Below are 24,078 nucleotides of genomic sequence, written 5' to 3'. Positions count from 1 at the left end.
GATAGAATATCGGGAAAAGGCCGTGGCATAATACTCTTTTTATTACTGTCTACTTGACAGGGAGATGACCAGCTTTACTCTTTTTTTACATTTGTTTAGACAAGCCTTAATAATAGTTTATTAAAATGAAAGTGTATTCATTCATTATATTCACTGTGTATAAAGTTATAATGATATGAACATTTGCATATTTTAATTTATTGATAGAAATTTCGTGAAAGGTGGGATATTCTAGTCATAGGTTAACCGGACGACATCATAGGATCCTAACAAAATGTTTACAATAATTCAATTATAAAATGGAGGATTTTATATGAAAAAGAAAGTACTTGCTTTAGCGGCAGCTATTACATTAGTTGCTCCATTACAAAGTGTTGCATTTGCTCATGAAAATGATGGGGGACAGAGATTTGGAGTTATTCCGCGCTGGTCTGCTGAAGATAAACATAAAGAAGGCGTGAATTCTCATTTATGGATTGTAAACCGTGCAATTGATATTATGTCTCGTAATACAACACTTGTAAAACAAGATCGAGTTGCACTATTAAATGAATGGCGTACGGAGTTAGAGAACGGTATTTATGCTGCTGACTATGAAAATCCTTATTATGATAATAGCACATTTGCTTCACATTTCTATGACCCTGACAATGGGAAAACTTATATTCCGTATGCAAAGCAGGCAAAGGAAACTGGAGCTAAGTATTTTAAATTAGCTGGTGAGTCTTACAAAAATAAAGATATGAAACAAGCATTCTTCTATTTAGGATTATCTCTTCATTATCTAGGGGATGTAAACCAACCGATGCATGCAGCAAACTTTACGAACCTTTCGTATCCACAAGGGTTCCATTCTAAATATGAAAACTTTGTAGATACGATAAAAGATAACTATAAAGTAACGGATGGAAATGGATATTGGAACTGGAAAGGTACGAATCCAGAAGATTGGATTCATGGAGCGGCAGTAGTTGCGAAACAAGATTACGCTGGCATTGTAAATGATAATACGAAAGATTGGTTCGTGAGAGCTGCTGTATCACAAGAATATGCAGATAAATGGCGCGCTGAAGTTACACCAATGACAGGTAAGCGTTTAATGGATGCACAACGTGTTACTGCTGGATATATTCAGCTTTGGTTTGATACGTACGGAAATCGTTAAGTATTTAAAAAAGGTCAAATCTCAGAATAGAGTATTTGGCCTTTTTATCACTATACAATACATGGAGGTATGAAACGTGAAAGGTAAATTGCTAAAAGGTGTACTTAGCTTAGGTGTTGGTTTAGGAGCTTTATATAGCGGAACGTCAGCTCAAGCAGAAGCGTCTACAAATCAAAACGATACATTAAAAGTGATGACGCATAATGTATATATGCTATCAACAAACTTATATCCGAACTGGGGACAAACTGAGCGTGCTGATTTAATCGGGGCGGCAGATTATATAAAGAATCAAGACGTAGTTATATTAAATGAAGTGTTTGATAATAGCGCATCAGATCGTTTATTAGGGAATTTGAAGAAAGAATATCCAAATCAAACAGCAGTATTAGGTCGTAGTAGTGGAAGTGAATGGGATAAAACGTTAGGAAACTATTCATCTTCAACTCCTGAAGATGGTGGCGTTGCGATTGTGAGCAAATGGCCAATCGCTGAAAAGATTCAATATGTATTTGCAAAAGGATGCGGGCCAGATAATTTATCGAATAAAGGATTTGTATACACGAAAATTAAGAAAAATGATCGCTTTGTTCATGTAATTGGTACGCATTTGCAAGCGGAAGATAGTATGTGCGGAAAAACTTCACCTGCATCTGTACGTACAGACCAATTAAAAGAAATTCAAGACTTTATTAAAAATAAAAATATACCAAATAATGAGTATGTGTTAATTGGTGGTGATATGAACGTAAATAAAATAAATGCAGAGAACAAGAATGACTCAGAGTATGCATCTATGTTTAAAACATTGAACGCTTCTGTACCATCTTATACTGGACATACAGCGACTTGGGACGCAACGACAAACAGTATTGCAAAATATAATTTCCCTGATAGTCCTGCTGAGTATTTAGATTATATTATTGCAAGTAAAGACCATGCGAACCCATCGTATATAGAGAATAAGGTGTTACAGCCGCAATCTCCACAATGGACTGTTACATCATGGTTCCAAAAATATACGTATAATGATTACTCTGATCATTATCCAGTAGAGGCGACTATTTCTATGAAGTAGTTTCAAAAAGTTTCTTCGTAAAGAAGAAACTTTTTTTATTTGCAAACAGGAAAATCACACTTTCTTTCCAATATGTATAAGACATATTGAGAAGAGGAGAGAAAAATGTGGATCGAGGAATTTTTAAAGAAGTTCCATTACCGTGTGCATTTTTGGATGAAGTGGCTTTAGATAGAAATATTCAATCGATTATAGAGTTAAGTGGAAATAAAAAGATTCGTATAGCGAGTAAATCGTTACGCTCTGTTCCGATTATGCAAAAGATACTAGCTGCAAATGATCGATTTCAAGGTATTATGTGCTTTTCACCTAGAGAGATTTTATTTTTAATAGAACAAGGATTTAATGATTTATTGCTTGGATATCCTGCTTACGATGAAAGAGCTCTGTATGAAATTAGTTTGTTAACAAAGAAAGGTTTCATTATAACTTGTATGGTGGATTGTGAAGAGCATATTGTGTATTTAGAAAACATTGCTGAGCAATCTAAAGGATGTTTTCGTGTTTGTTTGGATATTGATATGAGTAGTCGCTTCTTTCAATTTCATTTTGGTGTACAAAGGTCCCCAGTAAAAAATGTGCAGGATGCGTTGAAAGTAGTAGAAAAGGTGAGAAGGTCATCATATTTAATGTTAGATGGTGTAATGGGATATGAAGCTCAAATTGCCGGGGTGGGCGATTATATACCGAATCAATGGTTGAAAAGTAAAGTGATTTCGTATTTAAAGCAGAAATCAGTGCTAGAAGTTAAAGAAAGAAGAGAACATATTGTAAAAGCAATACAAAACATTGGTATTGAGCTAAGGTTTGTAAATGGAGGCGGAACAGGAAGCATAAAAACAACCGAGAAAGATAATTCAGTTTCAGAGATTACAATAGGTTCTGCTTTTTATTCTCCGAAGCTGTTTGATTATTATAAAGAGGTGAAATTTCATCCAGCGGTCGGATTTGCCTTACCAGTTGTGCGTAAACCAGTCCCGTTTATTTACACTTGCCTAGGTGGTGGATATATTGCTTCAGGAGCAGTTGGAAAAGATAAAGAGCCTGAAGTTTGGAGACCGAAGGGTGCAAAATTATTAGCTTTAGAAGGTGCTGGCGAGGTACAAACGCCAATTTTTTATAACGGCGAGGAACGAGTGGATATAGGAGAGACCATTTTGTTTCGTCATAGTAAGGCTGGTGAATTATGTGAACGCTTTCCTTTTTTATATCGTGTTAAAAAAGGAGAGATTGTCGGGGAGTATTCAACATATCGGGGGGATGGCCAATGCTTTCTATAAAGGGACAAAAGTGGAGAAATTGGACAGGGAATGTAGAAGGAACGCCGCATTATACGATGTATCCAGAAAGTATACAAGATGTAGTAGAAGTTGTGGGGCTTGCGCGAAAAAAGGGAAAGAAAATTCGTGTTGTCGGTTCAGGACACTCGTTTACCCCCCTTGTGCAAACGGAAGAAGTTTTAGTTTCTTTAGATGAATTGAAGGGTATTGTGAATATTGATGCAGAGAAGATGGTTGCTGAAGTATGGGCAGGAACAAAGTTATATGATTTAGGGAAGTTACTTGAGGAAAAAGGTTATGCGCAAGAAAATTTAGGGGATATTGATTCGCAATCTATTGCAGGAGCGATTAGTACGGGGACTCATGGAACGGGTATTACCTTTGGGAGTTTATCAACACAAGTTATAGAGATTACGGCAGTTCTATCTAATGGTGAGAGTATAGTTTGTTCGGAAGCTGAGAACGTAGAATATTGGAGAGCGTTTCAGTTGTCACTTGGAATGTTAGGTATCATTGTAAAGATAAAATTGAAGGTTATTCCAGCGTATTCACTCGTTTATGAAAGTGAAAAACAGTCATTATCCACTGTAATGAACAAACTAGAAGAATATAAGAAGCATCGTCATTTTGAATTTTTCGTTTTTCCTTATTCTGATGAAGTACAAGTGAAACTTACGAACGAAACAACGAATAAAGGCAGTGATTTGAAATGGCATAAACTAAAGGTGGAGTTACTTGAAAATAGGATGTTCTCTTTACTATCTAAAGGATGTAAATGGTTTCCTTCTATAAGTAAAGGCGTGAGTCGGTTATCAGCTAAAGCTGTACCAAACACAAAAATAATTGGCCCGAGCTATGAAGTATTTGCTACATCACGTACGGTGCCATTTTATGAAATGGAGTATAGCATTCCTTCAAAGTATATGAGGACGGTTGTAGAAGAAATCTCAAATCTTATTGAAAAGAAAAAGTATAAGGTGCACTTCCCAATCGAATGCCGCTATGTGAAAGGGGATGATATATGGCTTAGTCCGGCCTATGGAAGAGATTCAGCATATATCGCTGTTCATATGTATAAAGGTATGAAATATGCTGCTTACTTTGGCGAAGTGGAAAAGATTTTTCTGAAGTATGAAGGGCGTCCACATTGGGGGAAAATGCATACATTATCGTATGAACAATTACAATATATATATCCAGAGTTTCATTCGTTTTTACAGGTGAGGAAATCTCTAGATGAACTTGGAATGTTTTTTAATCCTTATGCGGAGAAGTTATTTATCCCGCTATTTGTCAGGCAGTAAGACCCCTACCTCAAAATTCAGTGGAAGCAAAGAAGTTAGGTGAGGGCTAATTAAAGTTTCACATTATGTATATGAAAAAGGTGACAAATAATTATTTGTCACCTTTTTTTAGTGTAATTGCATTTCTTGTATGACTAATATGTTCATAAAATAGTAGTTTATCACGGCTAAATACATGCAGTAAAACATGAATAATAAATAGGCCGTTAATGATGAATAGGAATAATAATGTAACGAGTAATACTAAAGGCTCTGTGTGATTTAAAATAGAGCTACTAGAAAGAATATAATTGATTCCACCTAATGCAAAATAAAATATACCGTAGCGAATAAATAGTTCTTTTAATGTAATACGATTTGATTTTCCTTTCACGTGAATGCGAAGCAATGCTTTCCCAATTGTTTTTCCGTTAGTAAAGTATGGAATAATAATAAAGTAAATAAGGATTGAACACGTAATGAAAATGAGTTCATACATATTGGTGTAAGATTGCATATTAGAAACGAAGAAAGAATTTCCTTTGTTTTTAACGACAGGTACGACGATAGATAAGAAAATCCAATCAATTTGCATCGCGATAAGGCGACGAATGAATCCGACTGGTTTCGTTTCCAAATCAATATGACTATCTAACTCGTTTGTCTTCGGAAGGAAGTACGTAAATATTGGTGCAATGATAAAACCAATTACGCCACCTAATGTATTTAAAAACAAATCATCGATATCAAATAATCGGTATGCACAATTGTATATACCGTATAATCCAGTCACTTGTGTTAGCTCGAAAAATAGTGAAAGGAAAAAGGAAATGCAAATTGTTTGTAAGAAACTACGTCGGAAATAATAACGTAAGTAAATACCGAATGGAACAGTTAATAGAACGTTAAAGGCAACTTGTAAAAACGCAGACTCTTTTAATAAGTAGAAATAAGTAGCTGGTTTCGTTAAAACTGCCGATGTATGACTACTAATCTCTTGTATGAAATAAAATGGTGCGAGTTGCATGTGTTGTGTATTAGCCGGTTGTAGGCTACAAGTATCAAACGTTTGTGGCAACGGCAAAATAACAAGAAAATAGGCATTTAATAAGTAAAGTAATAATGAGTATAAAATAAATGAGCGCCATTTATTTAAATAACCGTATTTTCGATAATTAAATATTAAAAAAGGGATTAAAAGAAACATTGCTAAAAAAGGAAATAAAATAAATGCTGTTTTCACTGGAAATAAATATGCAGTCAAAGTAAAACTCCTTTCAATAAAAATTCGTTTATCATTATAGCGCTAAAAATATTTAAATACAAAGTTAAAACCTTTCGAAATAGAAAAAATTACTAATTTGATAGGGATTAAGTTATAATAAATTTAATATAAGGATATTGTGATTATATAAGTTGAGAGAGGGTACAAGAGATGCGATATGAACTTTTTTCTGTAAGTGGGGATCATATTACGACTTTTGAAAGTGCATGGCGTTTTCAGGAGGGAGAACAGATTTTTGTTCATGATGATCAAACAAAACGAAACTTTATTATTATTCGGCTGACGCATGATGTATTTCAACAAAATAAACATGTTATTCGTTTGTATTGTCAAGAGAAGAAAGTGTATGCATAAGAGAAGCCCTCTTACAGTATGAAAAGTAAGAGGGTCCTTATCTCGTTATTTGTGAACAGCCCAATTGATGAGGGCTGATTAATTTAACTTTATCATTTTGGCCCTCGTAAGGAATAAAAAGAGAAGGATTAATGCACATAGGTAGCATTTGATTTGGAAGAAAGGATATAGCCTTGTATTTTGTGCTTCAAAGTTTCATTGCCTTCTTTTTGAGAAAGCCATGTATGGTAATCTTGTTGTGTTTTCCATAACATACGAATCATATACTCTGCCTTATCATTTGTACGATGAACAGGTGAAAACTCTATGTTAATACAACCGTTCGTTCCGGGGGAAGGATAATATTGTTTAATCCCATAAAGTAGCTCATTTTCATATTCGTACTTAATGTGAATGAGTTTAGTAACTATAAACATATAAACACCTCTTTTACGATAATAGTAGGAAAGATAGAATTACTGTAATAGTGAACTTGATAAATATTATACTATTCTGAAAATTATAAGTAAATAATAGGTTTTAACTTAATAAAGGTATAAAAAAGCGAGTCATTCTATTACACTAGATGACTCGCTTTTAATTTGTAAGTTTTACTTTATAAGAAAATAAGAGTAAGTACACCTACGATAATACAATAGAAAGAGAAATATTTTAAATTTCCTTTTGCCATAATGTTCATAAACCATTTTAGTGAAATATACGTCATGATAAATGTTGCGATGAATGCAACGACATATGGTACGAATAATGTGTCTAGATTTGGGTCATTTGCAATGTCTGTAATGCTTAACAATAAGCCACCTAAGCTAACAGGAATGTATAGTAAGAATGAGAAGCGAAGAGCTGTTTCTTGCTTCATACCAAGTAACATTGCTGCTACGATTGTGGCACCAGATCGGCTTATTCCGGGAATCAGTGCGCAAGCTTGTGCTAATCCGACGATGATTGCATCTTTCATAGAAAGGTCGCCATCATTTTTACGACCGCGTAAATTTCTAATAGTCCAAAGGCCGACAGCAGTAATAAGAAGGGAAACCCCAACCATCTTCACACCTTTTAAGTACTGATCGATGTAATCTTTAAATAAAACACCAATAACACCTGCTGGAATGGTTGCAATAACAAGATAAATAATAAAGAAGAAATCTGATTTTGCGTCTTCTGCTCTTGTAAATATATAAGAGAGACCATTCTTTGTTAGACGAATTAAATCATTTCTATAAATAAGTAATACAGCTAATAATGAAGCTGAATTAACAAGTAGTTCGAAGCTAAACCCTTCTATTTTTAGTCCTAGCAAATGTTGTGCTAAAACGAGATGACCACTTGAAGAAATCGGAATTGGTTCTGTTAGTCCTTGGAACAGACCGAGAATTAAATATTTTAAAACGTAGTAAAATTGTTCCATAATAACCTCCTTGTTTATTAGTTGAAAGAAACAACTTTTCCATTATAACAAAGATATGGATGAATATTGAAAAGAAATAAATATTCAAAATAAAATAAAAATCCCTTATAGCAGTATAAGGGATTCTTAATTTTAATTAAGAAGTCACTGTTCTTTGAAGACTTTTAGATAATTGAACATCGACTTTTTCAGCATCATGAATATGATTCATAATAGTAGTATTTAATTTTTGGAACATTTGTTGTGTGTTAGCAAATTCTCGTAATATGTCATCATTACAAGACTTTTGGTTTTCGATAGCCTTAATAACATTTGTAGCACCATTTTGTAACGTTTGAATCATAACTAAAATATTTTCAATTCTAGCATTTGTATCGGCGCTCATTTCTACACCTTCATCGACTAAATGTAAATTATCTTTTGTGTTATCATATGCTTTTTCAATTTCTTCTTGAATTTTTTTCGTTAAGTTGCCGATGTTTTTTGTACTTTCTGCTGTACTTTCCGCTAGTTTTCTTACTTCATTGGCAACGACAGCGAATCCTTTACCGTGCTCTCCAGCACGCGCGGCTTCAATACTCGCATTTAATGCAAGTAAATTTGTTTGTGCTGCAATGTTTTGAATGACTTCTACAATTTGCTCGATTTCCTTTGAGCGTTCGCTTAGATGATTCATACTATTAGACGTGCGTTGAGATTGTTCACCTAATTTATTAATTACAATAAGTAAGCGGTGAACGGATTCTTTTCCTTCATTAGAGCAGTCAATAATTTCTGCAATAGACTGAATTAAGCTTTGTTCCTTTTGTAACATTTCATTATTTAACTCATTGGAATGTGTCGTACGTGTTGAAACATTTTCGAAACATGAACTTAATTGTTGAACTAAATTTTGAAGTGTATTATGTTGGTTATTTACAAGTTGATGCTCTTGGATAACGCTTTGTACACGATCGTGGATAGTAGAAATAGTCTCCTGCTTTTCGATATCTTTTTGTTTTAATTCTGCTTCTAATTCTTGTATACGCTCTTGTAATTGAGCAATTGTATGTTGGAGTGATTTTTTTTGAGTAAACATGTATTTATTTCAACCGCCTTCGAAAGTTATATTTTCTCTATATTTGGATTTTAGCATCTTTTGTATTTTTTAAATATAGGAATTGTTAAATATTTAAGAATCTATTACATTTTATTCATAATTCTCTTTTTTTCGTCACGAAAAATAAACTGTATTTAATCGTTTTGTAAACAAACTGTAAAATAAATCATGTATAACTGTATAAGAAGGGAGTCGGATTATGAACTATTTTAAGCGAATCAGCTGTCTAGTATTAGCAGGAATTATCGGTCTTTCTAGTACAGTCGCTGTTAAAGCAGAGTCAAACGACGAGAAACTTAACAACATGCAACAGCAATTGCAACAAAACGATGCAGAAATGCAAAAGAAAGAGCAAGAGAAGCAAGCTGTTAGTAAAGAAATTAAAGGTATCGAAAACGAACTACATAATTTAAATAATACAATTGCAAAAAATAAAGAGGATCAAGCTGCTATTCAACGTAAAATCGATGAAACACATAAGCAGATTGAGCAAAAAAAGCAAGAAATTGTCGTTTTGGAGGATAAAGTCCTTGCTCGTAAAGATATTATGAGAAAACGTATGGTTTCTGTTCAAAACAGTTCAAATACAAGTTTAGTAGTAGAAGTTGTAGTAGAGTCAAAAAACTTTGCAGACTTCTTACAACGTATGAACGCAGTTTCTACTATTCTAGAAGCTGATAAAGAAATTTTACGTCTACAAGAACAAGATCTTCGTCAAATTGAAGAAGATAAGAAAACAATTGACGAAAAAGAAGCATCTTTAGTAGTAGACAAACAAAAATTAGCAAAAGCGCAAGCTGAACTGCAAGATAACTTGAAAAAGCGTCAAGATAACTTACAAACAGTTCAAGCTAAATATAATGAAGTTGCAAGTCAACTTAATTTAGCAGCGGAAGAAAAAGCTAAAATTGAATCAAATATGAAGACAGTACAAGAAACGATTGCTCGTGAGCAAGAAGCAGCAAGAATTGCAGCGGAAGAGCGTGCAAAAGCAGAAGCGGCTGCAAAAGCAGAGCAAGAAGCTTTAGCGAAAGCACAAGCAGAAATTGTTGAAAAGCAAAAGCAGGAAAAAGCTAGTAAACCAGCTGAACCAGTTGCTAATAATGATTCGAAGGTAGAACCTGCACAACCTGAACCATCTTCTAAGCCAACTGCTGGTGGGAAAGAAATTTATGTAGAAGCTACAGCTTATACAGCTGATCCAGGGGAAAATGGTTATGCACCAGGTCAACAAGTATTTTCTGCATGGGGACCAGGTGGTAAAGGTTATAATCTAACTGCAAACCCAGGAATGAAATTAATTGCTGTAGATCCAAATGTTATTCCATTAGGTAAGACTGTAAATGTTGAAGGTTATGGAGTAGCAATTGCAGCCGATACTGGTGGGGCTATTAAAGGGCATAGAATTGATGTTTTAATGCCAGATAAAGGTTCATCAAGTAGCTGGGGCAGAAGAACAGTTAAAGTTACAATTTTAAACTAACAAGTAATCCAACTTTACAATACGTAGAGTTGGATTTTTTTATAATAATAATGTTAAGTTGAGTTTACATTTTGTTAAGAATAGCATACAATAATGGTGAGAGGTGGTAAATTTGACCATTTTAAACAGAGTAAAAGAATTAAGAGCTCGTTTTAACTTTACGCAAAGCGTATTAGCAGAAAAGGTTGGAGTAACGAGACAAACAATTGCAGCAATTGAAAAAGGGGATTACGTTCCTTCGTTGTTATTGGCACTTACGATTTGTGATGTGTTTCAGTTAAAGATGGAAGATGTGTTTGTTTTAAATAAGGAGGGGGAAAAGGATGAATAGAATTGTTTTTTCTTATATTATAAATGTACTCTATACTGCACTAGCATGTTGGACATTTGTTGAATTTTATAGTGTTATTACAGAGTTAGCAGATATAATTAAAAACGAGAAATTCCCGTTTGAAGTATGGTTTAATGGAGTACCATTCATTTTATTATTTATTGGAGCAATTATAGTTACAATTTTTTATAGAATTCAAAAGAAAAAATATAAGAATTTATCTTTTTGGATGTATCCATTATTATTTCCACTAGAAGATGAACGTGAAAAAGCGATTACGGATAAAGCTTGTAGAACAACATTTGTATCGTTATGGTTTGTGTTACCTTGTGCAGTTGGATTTTTAACTTTTTCGCCTATTATTAATGAATATCTTCCTGGATACCCATTATATATTCTATTTTCTATTTTCTTTATTCAAATGACAGTATTTCACGTATCACTATACAGAAATAAATTAGCTTAAAAAGAAACCTTCTTGCACCGGCAAGAAGGTTTCTTTTTAAGCTAATACTTGTACATATAGCGATATTATTTTATCATTTTATATAGAGTAAGATTTTGTAAGGGAAAGGAACTGTGTATGAATAAGCAAAGAATTTATAGTATAGTAGCAATTCTGCTATTTGTTGTAGGTGGCGTGTTAATTGGAAAGCCATTTTATGATGGATATCAGGCTGAAAAGAAACAGACTGAAAATGTGCAGGCTGTTCAAAAGATGGATTATGAAAAGCATGAGACGGAATTTGTAGATGCTTCCAAAATTAATCAACCAGACTTGGCGGAAGTAGCGAATGCATCATTAGATAAGAAACAAGTAATTGGTCGTATTTCGATTCCAAGTGTTTCAGTAGAACTGCCTGTTTTAAAAGCTTCTACTGAAAAAAACTTATTATCAGGTGCAGCGACAGTAAAAGAGAATCAAGTTATGGGAAAAGGAAATTACGCATTAGCAGGACATAATATGTCTAAAAAAGGTGTTTTATTTAGTGATATAGCTTCTTTGAAAAAAGGCGATAAAATTTATTTGTATGACAATGAAAATGAATATGAGTATGCGGTTACTGGTGTATCTGAAGTGACTCCTGATAAGTGGGAAGTTGTAGAGGATCATGGGAAAGATGAGATAACGCTTATTACATGTGTATCTGTAAAGGACAATTCTAAGCGTTATGTTGTTGCTGGTGATTTAGTAGGAACGAAGGCGAAGAAGTAAAAAAGAAGGGGAACTCTTTAAAGAGTTCCCCTTCTTTTTTACTAATGTTGAGAAATAATAGAATATTTCGGTTTGCATTTAATTATTCTTCTATTTATGTATAATAAATTTAGAATTCTATATTTTGGGAGGAACAAGAGTGAGACAACAGGTGAAGAAACTACTTTTAACAACGAGTATAGCGTTATTGGTAGCTCCAATTTCAGCTTATGCGCATCCAGGGCGTACAGATGCTAATGGCGGACATACGTGTCGTACAAATTGTGAGAAGTGGGGATTACAGTACGGGGAATATCATTATCACAATAAACCAGCTTCTAGTAGTGGCGCAACGAGCCTAGCTCCTAGTCAGAATAATAATAGTGCTGTAGAAGCTGAGAGACAAGCAGAAGCACAGCGCAATACTGAGGCTGAAAAACAACGTGCTGCAGAAGCACAGCGTAAAGCTGAAGAAGAGAGACAACGTGTAGCCGAGGAACAAAGAAAAGCTGAAGAGGCACGTAAGCAAGAGGAAGCGCAGCGCCAAGCTGATATGGAAAAAGGTCAACTTGAAGGTCAAAAGAATGGAGAAACTGATTTTAAAGCAGGAAAAAATGATGCAGAAGTGCATGTAGCTGGAAAATCTGATGCATATAAACAAGCGTTTAAAGCGACTTATGCAGCCGCATGGTCTTTAGAAGAGCAGAAGAAAACGCATTTTGAAAAAGGAAAAGAACAAGGTTTAGCACAAGAGACAATGGACGATAGTCAAGTTGCTCCAGAGTTTAAGGTAAACTTTGCAGACGGATTCAAAGTAGGGAATAAAGAAAGAACAGAAAAAATTGAAAAAGAGCAAGCTGAATTAGGGGAAAAGACAGGGAAAGAACTAGCTGAAAAGAATCCTGGAAATAGAGAGAAAGAAGTATACGTGAAGGCATATGAAAAAGCGTATGAAAAAGGCTATAAGTCTACAAAAAAGGCAGTAGAAAAGGCTGGCTATAAGTATGCATTTGAAAACTATGATTTAAAAGTTCTTGCTAAGTATGAACGAAATGAATTGTTAAAGAAATGGTTTACTGAAGGATTTAAATCGAATAAAAAAGCAGCGGAAATTCGAGAAGAAGGGTATAAAAAGGGAGATAGCTGGTTCTCATTTTTCTATAAGAGTTTCGTACCAAGTGAATATAAAGAACATAAAGAGCTGTACGAACAAGCAATAGAAAAAGGTAAAACAGTATAAAAAAAGATGAGGAGAAATTCCTCATCTTTTTTAATCCATCCATTTCACTAATTTCTTAGAAATTAATAATAAAACACAGCCTAATACAATTGCCACAGCGCCAATAACTGTGAATACTTCAGCGTATCCAAGTGAAGTTGTGAAGCTTGCAAGTTGTCCGCCTAAAATGTTGGCGATACCTGAACTTGCTAGCCATACACCCATTAATAAAGATGCTAATTTTACCGGAGCAAGCGCACTAACCATTGATAGTCCGACAGGTGATAAGAATAGCTCACCTAACGTATGGAAAAGATACGTAAAGACGATAAACAGTAAGTTTGCTTTTTCTGTAATGTTATGTTCATCACTACCTGTTTTTAATGTAGCGATAACGAGAATGATATAACCGATACCGAGCAAGATCATACCAAGTCCCATTTTAGTTGGGATTTTTAAATCACCTTGCTTGCGAGTTGCAAGTTTTGCCCATAATGCAGAAATGACTGGAGCAAGTAAAATAATAAATAATGGATTGACCGATTGGAACCAAGATGTTGGAACTTCCCATCCGAACACAGAGCGGTCTACAAATTTGTTTGTATATAATGTTAATGAGCTACCAGCTTGTTCAAAGCCAGCCCAGAAGAAGACAACGAAGCATGTTAAAATGACGATAACTGCGGTACGTTGTTTTTCTTTTTTTGTTAACGGTGTATCTCCTACTGATGGTTGTCCAGCAGCTGTTTGTAAATCACGAGTTGGTTTTTTACCGATATTACCAAGGAAGCGATTTGATAGTGTTGTAAATAAAATTTGTCCAATGATCATTCCGATTGAAGCGGCTAAGAAACCGTAACGGAATCCGTAATGTACAACGCCATCAACTGTTGTTTTGAATAAATTTTCTGATAAAAATCCGCAAACGAGTGGAGCTAAAAATGACCCGACGTTAATACCCATATAGAAAATGGTAAATGCACTATCACGTTTTGGATCGTTCTCTTCGTATAATTCTCCAACCAGTGTAGAGATGTTCGGTTTGAAGAATCCGTTACCTATAATAATAAGCGCTAATCCGAGGTATAGGCCTAATTGGTTTTGCAAGGCAAATAGTGTAAGGTTACCGATTGCCATTGTTATACCACCAATTGTGATTGCTTTTCGTCTACCTAGAAAACGGTCTGTTAAGTAGCCACCAATCATTGGTGTGAAATAACAGGCTCCAGTATAAAATCCGTAAATAGAGAGTGCCCATGCGGGACTAAACCCAAGACCACCGCTTACTAAAGCTGTCGTTAAATATAATGTTAATAATCCTCGTAATCCATAGTAACTAAATCTTTCCCACATTTCTGTAAAGAAGAGTAAGTATAAACCTGGAGGATGTTTCTTTTTTCTTTGTTGTTCTCTTTCTAGTTGTATCGCTGATTCCATGTTATTTTCCTCCTGACACAAACAAAAACAAAGTTAATAATTTTGTACATTTAATATTTTACCTTGTTAACTATTATAAGTCAATAAAGGTTGATTTTTCAGAAGAAATTGGAAAAGAGGAATAGCTATAGAATGGGTGTTTCTTTTGTGATAGACTATGGACTATGTTTTCTTTGTAAGGAAGCGGGTTATTGTACTTTTTATATGTGAAATTGATTTCATAAAAGATGAAATTAAAGAAGGAGAAAGAAATGAAATTGTTACAGAAAAAAGAAATTTTACTTATTAGCCTTATGTTATTCTCTATGTTCTTTGGAGCAGGGAATCTGATATTTCCACCTTTCCTTGGATATGAAGCAGGAGAACATGTTTGGATTTCATTAGTAGGATTTATTATATCAGCAACAGGTCTTCCTATATTAGGTGTTATCTCCATTGCAAAAGCAGGAAGTTTTCAAACGTTAGCGGGTAGGGTTCATTCTTCATTTGCAATTATTTTTCCATGTATCGTGTATGTATTTATTGGACCTGGGCTTGGTATACCACGTGCGGGAAGTTTAGCTTTTGAAATGGGGCCAGGTCAGTTATTCCCTGAAGCAGGAAACGGATTATTATTGTTTTACACAGTTATTTTCTTTAGTATTGTTTACTGGTTAAGTTTATCCCCATCTAAATTAATGGGGTTGTTTGGAAAAGTCTTGACGCCGTTATTATTATGTATGATTGCACTCATTTTTATAAAGAGTATGTTTACAACGGTAGGAGATATGAAAGAACCAATAGGGAACTATGGACAAGCTCCTATGTTTCAAGGGTTTTTAGATGGATATTTAACAATGGATGCGTTAGCTGCTTTAATCTTTGGAATTGTTATTGCAAATGCATTACGTGCAAAGGGTATTGAAGATGATAAAGGTTTAGCGAAATATATGAGTATTGCTGGCATTGGGGCAGGATTATTATTATCGATTATTTATGTCATCCTTGGATATGTGGGGGCAATTAGTGGCTCATTAGGAACATTCGATAACGGTGCGAAAGTGTTAGCACAAGTTATGATTACATTATTTGGACAGGGCGGAGTCGTTTTATTAGGTCTTATTTTTACTATCGCGTGTTTATGTGTTTCAATTGGACTTGTTACGTCTTGTAGTCAATTTTTTGCGAGTGCATTTCCGAAAGTATCTTATAAATTGTGGGCATTTATAGTAAGCGTTGTTAGTATGATTTTAGCTAATTTAGGGTTAACGCAAATTTTAAAAGTATCAGTACCAATTCTTGGATTTATTTATCCAATTGCGTTAACGCTTATTATTCTAGGGTTATTCCATCAGTATATTGGAAAGTATGCATACGTATATGCAGTAACTGTTTTGGTTGTAGCGATATTTAGTGCAATTGATATTTTAAATAAAAATGTAATGATGAATCAGTGGACGTCAGCATTAAAATACATTCCGTTTTATACAGAAGGTGTTGGGTGGATTGTTCCAGCTATTGTAGGCATGTGTCTTGGTTTCATCGTTAGCATTGTTTTAAATAAGAATAACTGAGTAAAAAGGTGTTTTCCGATTTTGGAAGACGCCTTTCTTTTTTTGGAAAAAATACTATTGAAAATGAATAGACTAGGAGTATGATAAAGATAATTGGTAATATATAGGTTTAATGAGAGTTACAAATGAGGGGGGAGCGTATGAAGAAGGATTTGGATAAGAAAATAGAAGCACTCGAAACGGCAATTGAAACAATTCAAGAAGCACTTGCTGAATTAAAAGTGAAGCAAAGGGAAATAGAAGTAGAAAACGCTCAGCAACATGTTAGTAAGAACAAGAAAGAATATATTGAAACGGTAATGGAGGAAAAGCCAAAAGAAGAAATAGTTAAGATAAAAGAGCCTTTGCAAGAACGTCAGGTAAAACAAGTAGATATATCTGCTTTTAAACCAGAGCCATTTAATATTATTAAGTTTTGTCAAACATGGTTACCGCGTGTATTTGTCGGTATTATGTTGCTTGGAGTGATCTGGTTATTTAAAGCAGGGGTAGATGCTGGCTTATTAACACCAGCGATACGAATTGTGTTTGGTATCGTATTATCTATCGGATTGTATTATATAGGAGATATTCAAATTAAAAGAGAGCGGCAGGCGTTAGGGTTAGTATTAGCTGGAGGAAGTATTACCGGGATTGTTCTAACAACGTTTGCAGCACATTATTTATATGGATTTATTCCGGCAAGTGTCGCGTTTCTCTGTAATATTGCATGGGTTATTTTAGGTATTTATTTAGCGAAAAGATATCAATCGGAATATCTCACTATTTTCGTAGCGGTCGGAGCGTTCTTCGTACCATTCTTGTTAAATAGTACGACTCCTAATCCTTATATTTTCTTTGGATATGAGACAGTATTAACACTTAGTTTATTATGGTATGCGTTGAAAAATCGTTATAAATACTTATATATGATTTCTTACGCTGTTGCTGCCATTGTCCTTTTCGTTTTCTTTGCTGTTATGTCAATGTTAGTAGAGAACTTGCAAATACAGTTAACGATTGTATATGGTTTGATTCATTTACTATTATTTTGGCATATGTTTACGGAGAGAAGTTTTATACTAGAACCACGTTTGGCGATATTTAGTGCAAATGCAGTGTTCTTTATACTAGCTATTTCAAAAATACCTGATTTTACAACATGGGGATTAATTATTAGTGCAATCGTGCATGCCGCTATGTTCGTATTTGAATATAGGAAAAATAGGCATTCTACATTTACAAATCTCTTATTTGGTTTCGCAATGGGAGCATTTAGTTTAGCAATTTTATATGAGTATAGTTTAGTGAATGCAGCGATTGTACTATTATTACAAGGTTTCCTCGGCATGGTCACTTCTATTAAAGTAAAACAACAGATAAAATTGTATGTTAGTGCGACGGTTTACGCAATTGGAATGATACAGACTATTTTTAGCCCGTTTGATCAATTTATTTCGGCAGGCTTTGTTGCTCATCTTATTTTAATAGGAACGTTCTATTATTGCATGAGAGAAGCGAAAGAAGTATTAGCGAGCTTCGGCAAATATATGTATTCTATAGTGCTCTATTGGTTTATGATAATTGTATTTATTACAATTACGAGAATCGGTGAAGTTTTATCTACAGATGGAAGCGTAATTAGTGTATCAGTATCGTTATTATGGATGGTATATGCATTATTTGCGGTTTGGTTTGGAAGAAATAGAAATATGAATGAAATATTATATGCTGGTTTAGTCGTTTTAGTCGTAACGGTAGGGAAGTTATTCTTACTTGACTTACCAGAGGTATCGATGATGATTAGGGCAGTGTTATTCCTAATCGTCGGTAGTATAGGTATCGTTATTTCAAGAATGTTTTTCTCGAAGGAAGAGAAGTGAGAAGAAGGCAATCCATGTATGGATTGCCTTTTTTATTATTTCTTATTAATTGTTACAGTTTCATTATATTTCGTTGTTGTATTTTGGCGTAGACGAAGCGTTGCTTGTCCAATTGTATTTGAATCAATCTGTACATTTACAACTTTCTCAGCAGAGCCTAAGCTGTTTGTTGTGAAAGAAAATGCACTGCTATATCCAAAAGTAGATGGCCAAGTGCCGTTTGCATTTTGTACTTTAGCCACTTGTGTTCCTCCAGTAGTGAAGATACCTAAAGAATAGTTGTTATAAGTTGTATTAGGTAGTAAGTTGTTTACTTGAATCTTCATTTGGAAAATTTCATTGTTTGGTAGAATGCTAGGGTGTGTAACGACGTAGTCGCTTGTTGTTACCGCACCATTATAACCGTATGAACCTGGTTTGAAAGTATTTGTATTAAACCATTGATAACCTGCATTTGGTGCACCCCAAGGTTCAGGTTGTGGTTCTGTTGATAAGCTTGGCTGTTCAAATGTCTGTAGAGCTGTAGGTGAATCAAGTTGTAAACCATTTACTTGATCTAAACTTGTAAATGTCTCTTTATTCGATAACCAATTTACGATGTTTTCTAATAAGATAGCATCGTTTTCTTCTTTATAACCATCGTAAGTTTTCTTTGTTTGGCCAGAATCTTCACGAACGTACTTTGGCGTAGCATCTTCAACAGGAGAAGAGTCACCAATAAAGGCAGCTTTTCCAAGTCCTACTTTTGCAATTGCAGCATATGGGCCTTCTGCAATACCACCGCCATTATAAACGCCACTATCAACAGCGTTATTCCATTTTGATGGATTTTCTGGAAGGTAAACAAGTCCTTTTGCTAGTTTTGGGTTTGTAATTGCTAGAGTAGAACCAGCATGCATTGCTACAGACGAAACACCTTTTGTAATTCCGAAAGATTGTTCAGGTGATACAATTGTTTTCGCTGAAACATCACCAATTGCATTGTAGCGGAAGCGAATACCGAAGTTGTCAGAGAGCCAATCAGAGCTTTCTACTCCTTGCATAGCTTGTGAATTTGCTTCTTCATTAGACATTCCTTTTGCAGGATTATCCCAAGCACCGCGTCTATATCCATTAAATACTTCAGAAGAGTCCCAGCGATTTTTATTACGATCTGCATTGTAATGATCAGCAATAAAGAAGATACTACCACCATTTTTCACATATTGTAACATAGCGTCCTGCTCAGATTTTTTGTAAGGAATATTAGCTTCTGGAACGATAAATACATTGTAACCTTTTAAGTCTTCGTACGTAATAGGTGTTGATTTACGAAGTTCCTTTACGTGATATCCGTTTTTTGCAATGCCGTTTCCGAAGTCAGAAAAGCCGCCGTCAATAACCCAGTCAGCTGTCCCAGCAGTTTGACCGTGTGTATTATCGAATAATACTGTCTTCCCATTGTTTTGATTTACAACTTTTGCAGCAATTTCAGGAGCTGGGTCTACAGAGCTTTCGGCATAAGTAGACGGTATGAACGAGGTCCCTATACTTAGTGTAATTGCTGTTGCTAAAGAAAATGTAATCCATTTTTTATTCTTCATAGAAGAATCCCCCTAATAATAAATATATGTGCTTTAATAATGTAATTTATTTTTCTGTAAAAATAAAGACGGAAAACATAAAAAATATTAAAAAATTGTAAAAATACCGTGAATTTTGTTGAGAAATATTTGTATAGATATAAAAACATCCCTTCCAAGTAATAAGGAAGGGATGTTTTGCTTAACTAATTTTTGAGTTAGGTGTTTCATCAATCTTATGAAACCCTTTCATGTAATATACGATTGCTAAGCCGATAAGCCAAATTGGGCCGACAATCAATGCAATTCGTGTATCTTCTGAATACGCCATTATACATAAGACTAGTGCAAGGAAGGCAAGTGAGAAATATGAGCTTAATGGGTATAAAGGCATTTTATATGATAACTTTTGTTTATTTTGAGTAGGCAAGCTTTTACGGAATTTAATTTGAGCGACTAATATAATGCCCCAAGTCCAAATTGCACCGAAAGTTGAAATGCTAGTAAGCCATGTAAATACCTTTGCAGGTACAAGATAGTTTAATATAACACCAATTAGTAAAACGATAGCAGTTGCTACAATTCCTTGGCTTGGAATGCCATTTTTATTTAAACGACCAAATCTTTCAGGAGCTTTTTTCTGCTGAGCTAATGTATATAGCATACGGCCTGTACTAAATAAACCACCGTTACAAGAAGAAAGAGCTGCTGTTAATACGACAAAGTTAATAATACCTGCTGCTTTTGCGATACCAATTTGCTGGAATGTTAATACAAATGGACTGCCTTTCTCACCAAGTTCGTTCCATGGATAAATTGCCATCATAACGAATAATGCCCCAACGTAAAAGAGTAGAATTCTCCAAAATACGTTATCAATTGCCTTTGCGAGTGTTTTCTTCGGATTTTGAGCCTCACCAGCTGTAACACCGATTAATTCAACGCCTAAATAAGCGAATAGTACCATCTGCATGGAGAGTAGTAACCCAGAAAATCCATTTGGGAACCAGCCACCATGTGACCAAAGATTTGAAATACCAGTAGCGATACCACCGTTTCCGAATCCGAATAAAATAATACCAGCTCCCACCACTATCATACAGATAATTGTGACAATTTTAATGAGAGCAAACCAAAACTCAAGTTCTCCAAATACTTTTACCGATAAGAAGTTAAAAGCGCTCATTAATAATAGAGCAAGTAATGCCCAAGTCCAGCGCGGGATATCAGGGAACCAGTACTGCATGTAAATGCCAGCTGCTGTAATTTCAGCCATACAAGTAACAACCCATAAGAACCAGTAATTCCAACCAGTAATATAACCAGCGAGTGGTCCAATATAATCATATGCATATTTACTAAAAGAACCAGCAACAGGTTGTTCAATTGCCATTTCCCCAAGCGCTCGCATAATGAAAAAAATAACGAGACCGGCAATCATATAGCCTAGCAAAATAGAAGGACCTGCTAGTTTAATGGCGGAAGCGGATCCTAAAAATAGCCCAACGCCAATAGCTGAGCCCAGTGACATTAAAGTAATATGTCGTTCTTTTAAACCACGATTTAAAGTTCCAGATTTGTTTGTGTGCTGCATAAGAAGAATCCCCCTTGTAGAGTGAACGATATTTGAATGCGTTTACTAAATATTTAACTATTTCAAATTATAAAACATTTCTATCTGTTATGCTACAAAAATAATCATAATGAACTGTACTACATCTGTACTTGTCAGACTTAAACTTAAAATTCGAACTATTAGGGAATATATTGACTCTTCTTTTTATTGATTGTTAAGATTAAGTATTATATTTTCTCACATACTAGTAAGAAAAAGAATGTGTGATAATAATTCAGGTGTAGGAAGGGTACATAAGCATGTTTCAATTACAAAAATATAACACTTCTGTGAAGCAAGAGTTTTTAGCTGGCATCACAACTTTTTTTACATTTGCGTATATTCTTGTCATCAATCCAAAAATATTATCTGATGCAGGTGTACCATTTGACCAAGCGTTTACAGCAACAATTATTGCAACCGTTGTTGGAACAGTAGGTATGGCGATTTTCGCGAATTACCCGATTGTTATTGCTCCAGCTATGGGAATGAATGCATATTTTGCTTATTCTGTTGTACAGAAGGCAGAAGGGATTACATATGTAGTTGCCTTTTCAGCTGTATTTGTAACGGGGATTATTTTTCTTTTATTATCTTTTACTTCGTTTAGGCAAAAGTTAATTTTAGCAATTCCTGATAGTTTAAAGCATGCAATTGCAGGTGGAATTGGACTATTTATTGCTTTTATTGGATTGCGCCTTTCTGGAATTATCGTGGATCATCCGTCTAATTTAGTTACGATTGGTGATTTTCATTCTCCAGCTGTTATTTTAACTTTAATTGGTTTAATATTAGCGGCGGTATTAATGACATTGCGTGTGAGCGGTGCATTATTTATTAGTATGATTGTGACAGGAATTATTGCCTTCTTTACAGGGCAATTGAAGTTTGCTGATAAAATTGTGGCGATGCCTCATTTACCAGAGGGTATCATCGTTTCAAACCCAATCAATGCCTTTTCAGATGTAATTGAATACGGATTATACGGCGTTGTATTTTCATTTTTACTTGTACTTTTATTCGATACAACAGGTGCATTACTCGGTTTAATTAAACAAGCAGGTTTAATTACAGACAATACAGAGAAGCGTTTTGGTAAAGCGTTTATTGCAGATGCAATTGGCGGGACTACAGGTTCTATCTTTGGAACAAGCCCAACAGCAGCGACGATTGAATCATCAGCAGGTATTGCTGCAGGTGGTAAAACTGGATTAACAGGGATTGTAGTTGTTGGTCTAACAATTATAACGGCATTTTTTAGTCCTGTTATTGCTTCTTTATCAAGTGTAGCCGCTATTACAGCTCCTTCATTAATTATAGTAGGTAGTTTAATGGCACAAAGCATTCGAGATATTAATTGGAATGAATTTGAAGATGCGTTACCAGCATTTTTAATTTTTATAGGTATTCCGTTAACATCTAGTATTGCAAATGGAATCGCAATTGGATTTTTAGTATATCCAGTCTTGAAAATTGTGAAGGGTAAAGGGATGGAAGTACATCCATTACTATACTTATTTGCATTCTTATTTGGATGTCATTTATTCTTATAATATAAATATAGGAGAGGGCCTTCTTATGGGAGGCTCCCTTTTTGTGTATAATAAAGTGAAACTATGGGCAGTAGGGGATATCCTCACTGTGTATTAGCCCGCACCAATCGGGATAAGATGAAAACTTAATTGGTTTTGTAAAATATAAATTACTTAATGGAATATATATGTTACAATATAGATAGAGGAGGAACATGAATGCCTGTAAGTAAAATAAAAGTCGCGCGTGTTCAGTTAGATTTAACACAGCAACAATTAGCAGAAAAAGTAGGCGTTACAAGGCAAACGATTAGTTTAATTGAGAAGGGGAAATACAATCCATCTTTAGATTTATGTTTAAAAATTTGTTATGCAGTAGATAAAACGTTGAATGATTTGTTTTGGGAGGAAAAGGAGTGGTAGGATGAAAATCGTGAAAGATGAACGTTTAATGATTGAAGGGTTAAAACATATTAGATTAGCTTTCATCTTACAAAATATCGTCATACTAGCTATCGTCTTTTACCGCTATGTCTTGCAAGGGGCAGGATATGAAAGTGTTTCGGATTTATTAATGGTATTTATGGGCGGGATAATAATTATTAACTTTTTAAATCTGAAAAATTCAGTGGAAGTGTATGAGCATACGGGCGGAGTGTCGCGTCGTTATTTTATGAAGCTATTATTCATTCCGGTGGGTATTATTATTGGGATTTTAGCTATTTGTATCGTTGTAACACCAGATATTTCGATAAAGGAAATTAGTATGACAGGACTTATTATGTTTGCTTGTTTTTTAGTTCCTAGTTTGTTTATATACATATATATGAAAAAAATAAAAAGAGAAGATTGAAATATAAGAAAGGCTTTCCCGTATTGAGGAAAGCTTTTCTTATATCTTTTTATACAAAACTTTATGAAGGCCAATTGGTTCAATTTCAAAAATTTCACCATGCTCCTGAAAGCCTAATCGCTTGTAATAGTCAGTTACAGTAATTCGGCCATTACACCATAACATATTTGCTTGACGCTCTTGTAAGATTTGTTCTGCATTCTGAATTAAGGAGCTTCCAGCGTGGTTGTTTCGAAACTCAGGTAATGTGGCCATTCCTCGTAGACGATAATGAATACCGGCTGGTAGGTCAGGGTATATTTCTTTTGAGAAGGAAGCGATACTAATTAGTTCATCGTTTATAAATGCGCCTAAGTGGAAGGTGTCTGTTTCATAATCGGAAGGATATTTACAATCTGCTAATGTTTGATTGGGGCGTAAAATTTTTTGACGTAATACGTAAGTTTCAGATCCCTCAATATTTTTCACGATAATCATATTAACA

Annotated in this window: 22 protein-coding genes and 1 pseudogene; 15 read left to right on the top strand and 8 right to left on the bottom strand. The window is 34.6% G+C overall.

Annotated features, from left to right (window positions below; all coding sequences use genetic code 11):
• Positions 1-313: 313 nt before the first annotated feature.
• From cerA to QO049_RS25475, 4 genes are all read left to right on the top strand, one after another.
• Positions 314-1,165: a phospholipase CerA gene (gene cerA, locus QO049_RS25490; protein ID WP_000730997.1), complete on the top strand. Its 852-nt coding sequence runs from the start codon at positions 314-316 to the stop codon at positions 1,163-1,165.
• Positions 1,166-1,241: 76 nt separating this feature from the next.
• A complete protein-coding gene (sph, locus tag QO049_RS25485; protein ID WP_000676797.1) occupies positions 1,242-2,243 on the top strand; it encodes a sphingomyelinase C in 1,002 nt (333 codons plus the stop codon).
• 107 nt (positions 2,244-2,350) lie between these two features.
• A complete protein-coding gene (locus QO049_RS25480; RefSeq protein WP_000373747.1) occupies positions 2,351-3,523 on the top strand; it encodes an amino acid deaminase/aldolase in 1,173 nt (390 codons plus the stop codon).
• Positions 3,511-4,827 carry a D-arabinono-1,4-lactone oxidase gene (locus QO049_RS25475; protein ID WP_000948950.1) on the top strand — a complete coding sequence of 439 codons (1,317 nt, stop codon included), beginning with the start codon at positions 3,511-3,513 and terminating at the stop codon, positions 4,825-4,827. The genes QO049_RS25480 and QO049_RS25475 overlap by 13 nt, the downstream gene beginning before the upstream one ends.
• 91 nt (positions 4,828-4,918) lie before the next feature.
• Here QO049_RS25475 and QO049_RS25470 read toward each other — a convergent pair whose 3' ends face one another.
• Positions 4,919-6,070 carry a VanZ family protein gene (locus tag QO049_RS25470; protein WP_000128014.1) on the bottom strand — a complete coding sequence of 384 codons (1,152 nt, stop codon included), beginning with the start codon at positions 6,068-6,070 and terminating at the stop codon, positions 4,919-4,921.
• Positions 6,071-6,241: 171 nt separating this feature from the next.
• Between QO049_RS25470 and QO049_RS25465 the strand changes: the two genes are divergently transcribed.
• Positions 6,242-6,445, top strand: coding sequence for a hypothetical protein (locus QO049_RS25465; protein ID WP_001268332.1), 204 nt, complete (start codon positions 6,242-6,244; stop codon positions 6,443-6,445).
• Positions 6,446-6,573: 128 nt separating this feature from the next.
• Here the strand turns inward: QO049_RS25465 and QO049_RS25460 are convergent, their stop codons facing one another.
• The 3 genes and pseudogenes from QO049_RS25460 to QO049_RS31005 form a co-directional block, all read right to left on the bottom strand.
• Positions 6,574-6,861, bottom strand: coding sequence for a hypothetical protein (locus QO049_RS25460; RefSeq protein WP_284489599.1), 288 nt, complete (start codon positions 6,859-6,861; stop codon positions 6,574-6,576).
• Positions 6,862-7,040: 179 nt separating this feature from the next.
• Positions 7,041-7,853 (bottom strand): undecaprenyl-diphosphate phosphatase, encoded by an 813-nt coding sequence (locus QO049_RS25455; protein ID WP_284489598.1) that lies wholly within the window; start codon positions 7,851-7,853, stop codon positions 7,041-7,043.
• Between the two features lie 136 nt (positions 7,854-7,989).
• Positions 7,990-8,490, bottom strand: a pseudogene (locus QO049_RS31005) (methyl-accepting chemotaxis protein); the annotation flags it as partial.
• 661 nt (positions 8,491-9,151) lie between these two features.
• Between QO049_RS31005 and QO049_RS25445 the strand changes: the two are divergent.
• The 5 genes from QO049_RS25445 (at position 9,152) to QO049_RS25425 (ending at position 13,201) form a co-directional block, all read left to right on the top strand.
• Positions 9,152-10,435, top strand: coding sequence for a 3D domain-containing protein (locus tag QO049_RS25445; protein WP_284489596.1), 1,284 nt, complete (start codon positions 9,152-9,154; stop codon positions 10,433-10,435).
• Between the two features lie 112 nt (positions 10,436-10,547).
• Positions 10,548-10,766: a helix-turn-helix transcriptional regulator gene (locus tag QO049_RS25440; protein WP_000154020.1), complete on the top strand. Its 219-nt coding sequence runs from the start codon at positions 10,548-10,550 to the stop codon at positions 10,764-10,766.
• The gene (locus tag QO049_RS25435) at positions 10,759-11,232 is read left to right on the top strand and encodes a DUF2178 domain-containing protein (RefSeq protein ID WP_001080043.1); all 474 of its coding nucleotides are present in this window, start codon (positions 10,759-10,761) and stop codon (positions 11,230-11,232) included. The genes QO049_RS25440 and QO049_RS25435 overlap by 8 nt, the downstream gene beginning before the upstream one ends.
• Before the next feature lie 117 nt (positions 11,233-11,349).
• A complete protein-coding gene (locus tag QO049_RS25430) occupies positions 11,350-11,982 on the top strand; it encodes a class A sortase (protein ID WP_001041724.1) in 633 nt (210 codons plus the stop codon).
• A gap of 139 nt (positions 11,983-12,121) precedes the next feature.
• Positions 12,122-13,201, top strand: coding sequence for a YHYH domain-containing protein (locus QO049_RS25425; RefSeq protein WP_284489595.1), 1,080 nt, complete (start codon positions 12,122-12,124; stop codon positions 13,199-13,201).
• A 30-nt stretch (positions 13,202-13,231) separates the two neighbouring features.
• Here QO049_RS25425 and QO049_RS25420 read toward each other — a convergent pair whose 3' ends face one another.
• A complete protein-coding gene (locus QO049_RS25420) occupies positions 13,232-14,617 on the bottom strand; it encodes a peptide MFS transporter (protein WP_000443143.1) in 1,386 nt (461 codons plus the stop codon).
• A 251-nt stretch (positions 14,618-14,868) separates the two neighbouring features.
• Here QO049_RS25420 and brnQ1 point away from each other — a divergent pair, with 251 nt between their 5' ends.
• On the top strand, positions 14,869-16,170 hold the full coding sequence (gene brnQ1, locus QO049_RS25415) for a branched-chain amino acid transport system II carrier protein BrnQ1 (RefSeq protein ID WP_000771691.1): 1,302 nt from the start codon (positions 14,869-14,871) through the stop codon (positions 16,168-16,170).
• A gap of 140 nt (positions 16,171-16,310) precedes the next feature.
• On the top strand, positions 16,311-18,032 hold the full coding sequence (locus QO049_RS25410) for a DUF2339 domain-containing protein (protein WP_000710928.1): 1,722 nt from the start codon (positions 16,311-16,313) through the stop codon (positions 18,030-18,032).
• Between the two features lie 35 nt (positions 18,033-18,067).
• On the opposite strand, the gene QO049_RS25405 is transcribed toward QO049_RS25410, so the two are convergent.
• Together QO049_RS25405 and QO049_RS25400 are read right to left on the bottom strand one after the other, a co-directional pair.
• Positions 18,068-19,615 carry a DNA-binding protein gene (locus QO049_RS25405; protein ID WP_087964868.1) on the bottom strand — a complete coding sequence of 516 codons (1,548 nt, stop codon included), beginning with the start codon at positions 19,613-19,615 and terminating at the stop codon, positions 18,068-18,070.
• Positions 19,616-19,796: 181 nt separating this feature from the next.
• Positions 19,797-21,188: an amino acid permease gene (locus tag QO049_RS25400; protein WP_001164895.1), complete on the bottom strand. Its 1,392-nt coding sequence runs from the start codon at positions 21,186-21,188 to the stop codon at positions 19,797-19,799.
• A 281-nt stretch (positions 21,189-21,469) separates the two neighbouring features.
• Here QO049_RS25400 and QO049_RS25395 point away from each other — a divergent pair, with 281 nt between their 5' ends.
• From QO049_RS25395 to QO049_RS25385, 3 genes are all read left to right on the top strand, one after another.
• The gene (locus QO049_RS25395; protein WP_000487191.1) at positions 21,470-22,762 is read left to right on the top strand and encodes an NCS2 family permease; all 1,293 of its coding nucleotides are present in this window, start codon (positions 21,470-21,472) and stop codon (positions 22,760-22,762) included.
• A 198-nt stretch (positions 22,763-22,960) separates the two neighbouring features.
• Positions 22,961-23,164, top strand: a complete 204-nt coding sequence (locus QO049_RS25390; protein WP_284489594.1) for a helix-turn-helix transcriptional regulator — start codon at positions 22,961-22,963, stop codon at positions 23,162-23,164.
• Position 23,165: 1 nt separating this feature from the next.
• On the top strand, positions 23,166-23,594 hold the full coding sequence (locus QO049_RS25385; protein ID WP_000706629.1) for a hypothetical protein: 429 nt from the start codon (positions 23,166-23,168) through the stop codon (positions 23,592-23,594).
• Positions 23,595-23,633: 39 nt separating this feature from the next.
• Here QO049_RS25385 and QO049_RS25380 read toward each other — a convergent pair whose 3' ends face one another.
• Positions 23,634-24,071 (bottom strand): GNAT family N-acetyltransferase, encoded by a 438-nt coding sequence (locus QO049_RS25380; protein ID WP_000587680.1) that lies wholly within the window; start codon positions 24,069-24,071, stop codon positions 23,634-23,636.
• Between the last annotated feature and the right edge of the window lie 7 nt (positions 24,072-24,078).

The organism is Bacillus sp. RB3, from assembly GCF_030164735.1.
Lineage (GTDB): Bacteria > Bacillota > Bacilli > Bacillales > Bacillaceae_G > Bacillus_A > Bacillus_A cereus.
Note: the sequence above shows the minus strand (reverse complement) of the source record. Positions and strands in the feature narration are given on the sequence as shown.

Excerpts from the sequence above, each read along its gene's own strand:
- QO049_RS25410 (WP_000710928.1), top strand. The coding sequence starts at position 16,311 with ATGAAGAAGGATTTGGATAAGAAAATAGAAGCACTCGAAACGGCAATT.
- QO049_RS25455 (WP_284489598.1), bottom strand. The coding sequence starts at position 7,853 with ATGGAACAATTTTACTACGTTTTAAAATATTTAATTCTCGGTCTGTTC.
- cerA (WP_000730997.1), top strand. The coding sequence starts at position 314 with ATGAAAAAGAAAGTACTTGCTTTAGCGGCAGCTATTACATTAGTTGCT.
- QO049_RS25390 (WP_284489594.1), top strand. The coding sequence starts at position 22,961 with ATGCCTGTAAGTAAAATAAAAGTCGCGCGTGTTCAGTTAGATTTAACA.
- QO049_RS25460 (WP_284489599.1), bottom strand. The coding sequence starts at position 6,861 with ATGTTTATAGTTACTAAACTCATTCACATTAAGTACGAATATGAAAAT.
- QO049_RS25475 (WP_000948950.1), top strand. The coding sequence starts at position 3,511 with ATGCTTTCTATAAAGGGACAAAAGTGGAGAAATTGGACAGGGAATGTA.
- brnQ1 (WP_000771691.1), top strand. The coding sequence starts at position 14,869 with ATGAAATTGTTACAGAAAAAAGAAATTTTACTTATTAGCCTTATGTTA.
- QO049_RS25385 (WP_000706629.1), top strand. The coding sequence starts at position 23,166 with ATGAAAATCGTGAAAGATGAACGTTTAATGATTGAAGGGTTAAAACAT.
- QO049_RS25445 (WP_284489596.1), top strand. The coding sequence starts at position 9,152 with ATGAACTATTTTAAGCGAATCAGCTGTCTAGTATTAGCAGGAATTATC.
- QO049_RS25380 (WP_000587680.1), bottom strand. The coding sequence starts at position 24,071 with ATGATTATCGTGAAAAATATTGAGGGATCTGAAACTTACGTATTACGT.
- QO049_RS25435 (WP_001080043.1), top strand. The coding sequence starts at position 10,759 with ATGAATAGAATTGTTTTTTCTTATATTATAAATGTACTCTATACTGCA.
- QO049_RS25405 (WP_087964868.1), bottom strand. The coding sequence starts at position 19,615 with ATGAAGAATAAAAAATGGATTACATTTTCTTTAGCAACAGCAATTACA.
- QO049_RS25430 (WP_001041724.1), top strand. The coding sequence starts at position 11,350 with ATGAATAAGCAAAGAATTTATAGTATAGTAGCAATTCTGCTATTTGTT.
- QO049_RS25420 (WP_000443143.1), bottom strand. The coding sequence starts at position 14,617 with ATGGAATCAGCGATACAACTAGAAAGAGAACAACAAAGAAAAAAGAAA.
- QO049_RS25465 (WP_001268332.1), top strand. The coding sequence starts at position 6,242 with ATGCGATATGAACTTTTTTCTGTAAGTGGGGATCATATTACGACTTTT.
- QO049_RS25395 (WP_000487191.1), top strand. The coding sequence starts at position 21,470 with ATGTTTCAATTACAAAAATATAACACTTCTGTGAAGCAAGAGTTTTTA.
- QO049_RS25400 (WP_001164895.1), bottom strand. The coding sequence starts at position 21,188 with ATGCAGCACACAAACAAATCTGGAACTTTAAATCGTGGTTTAAAAGAA.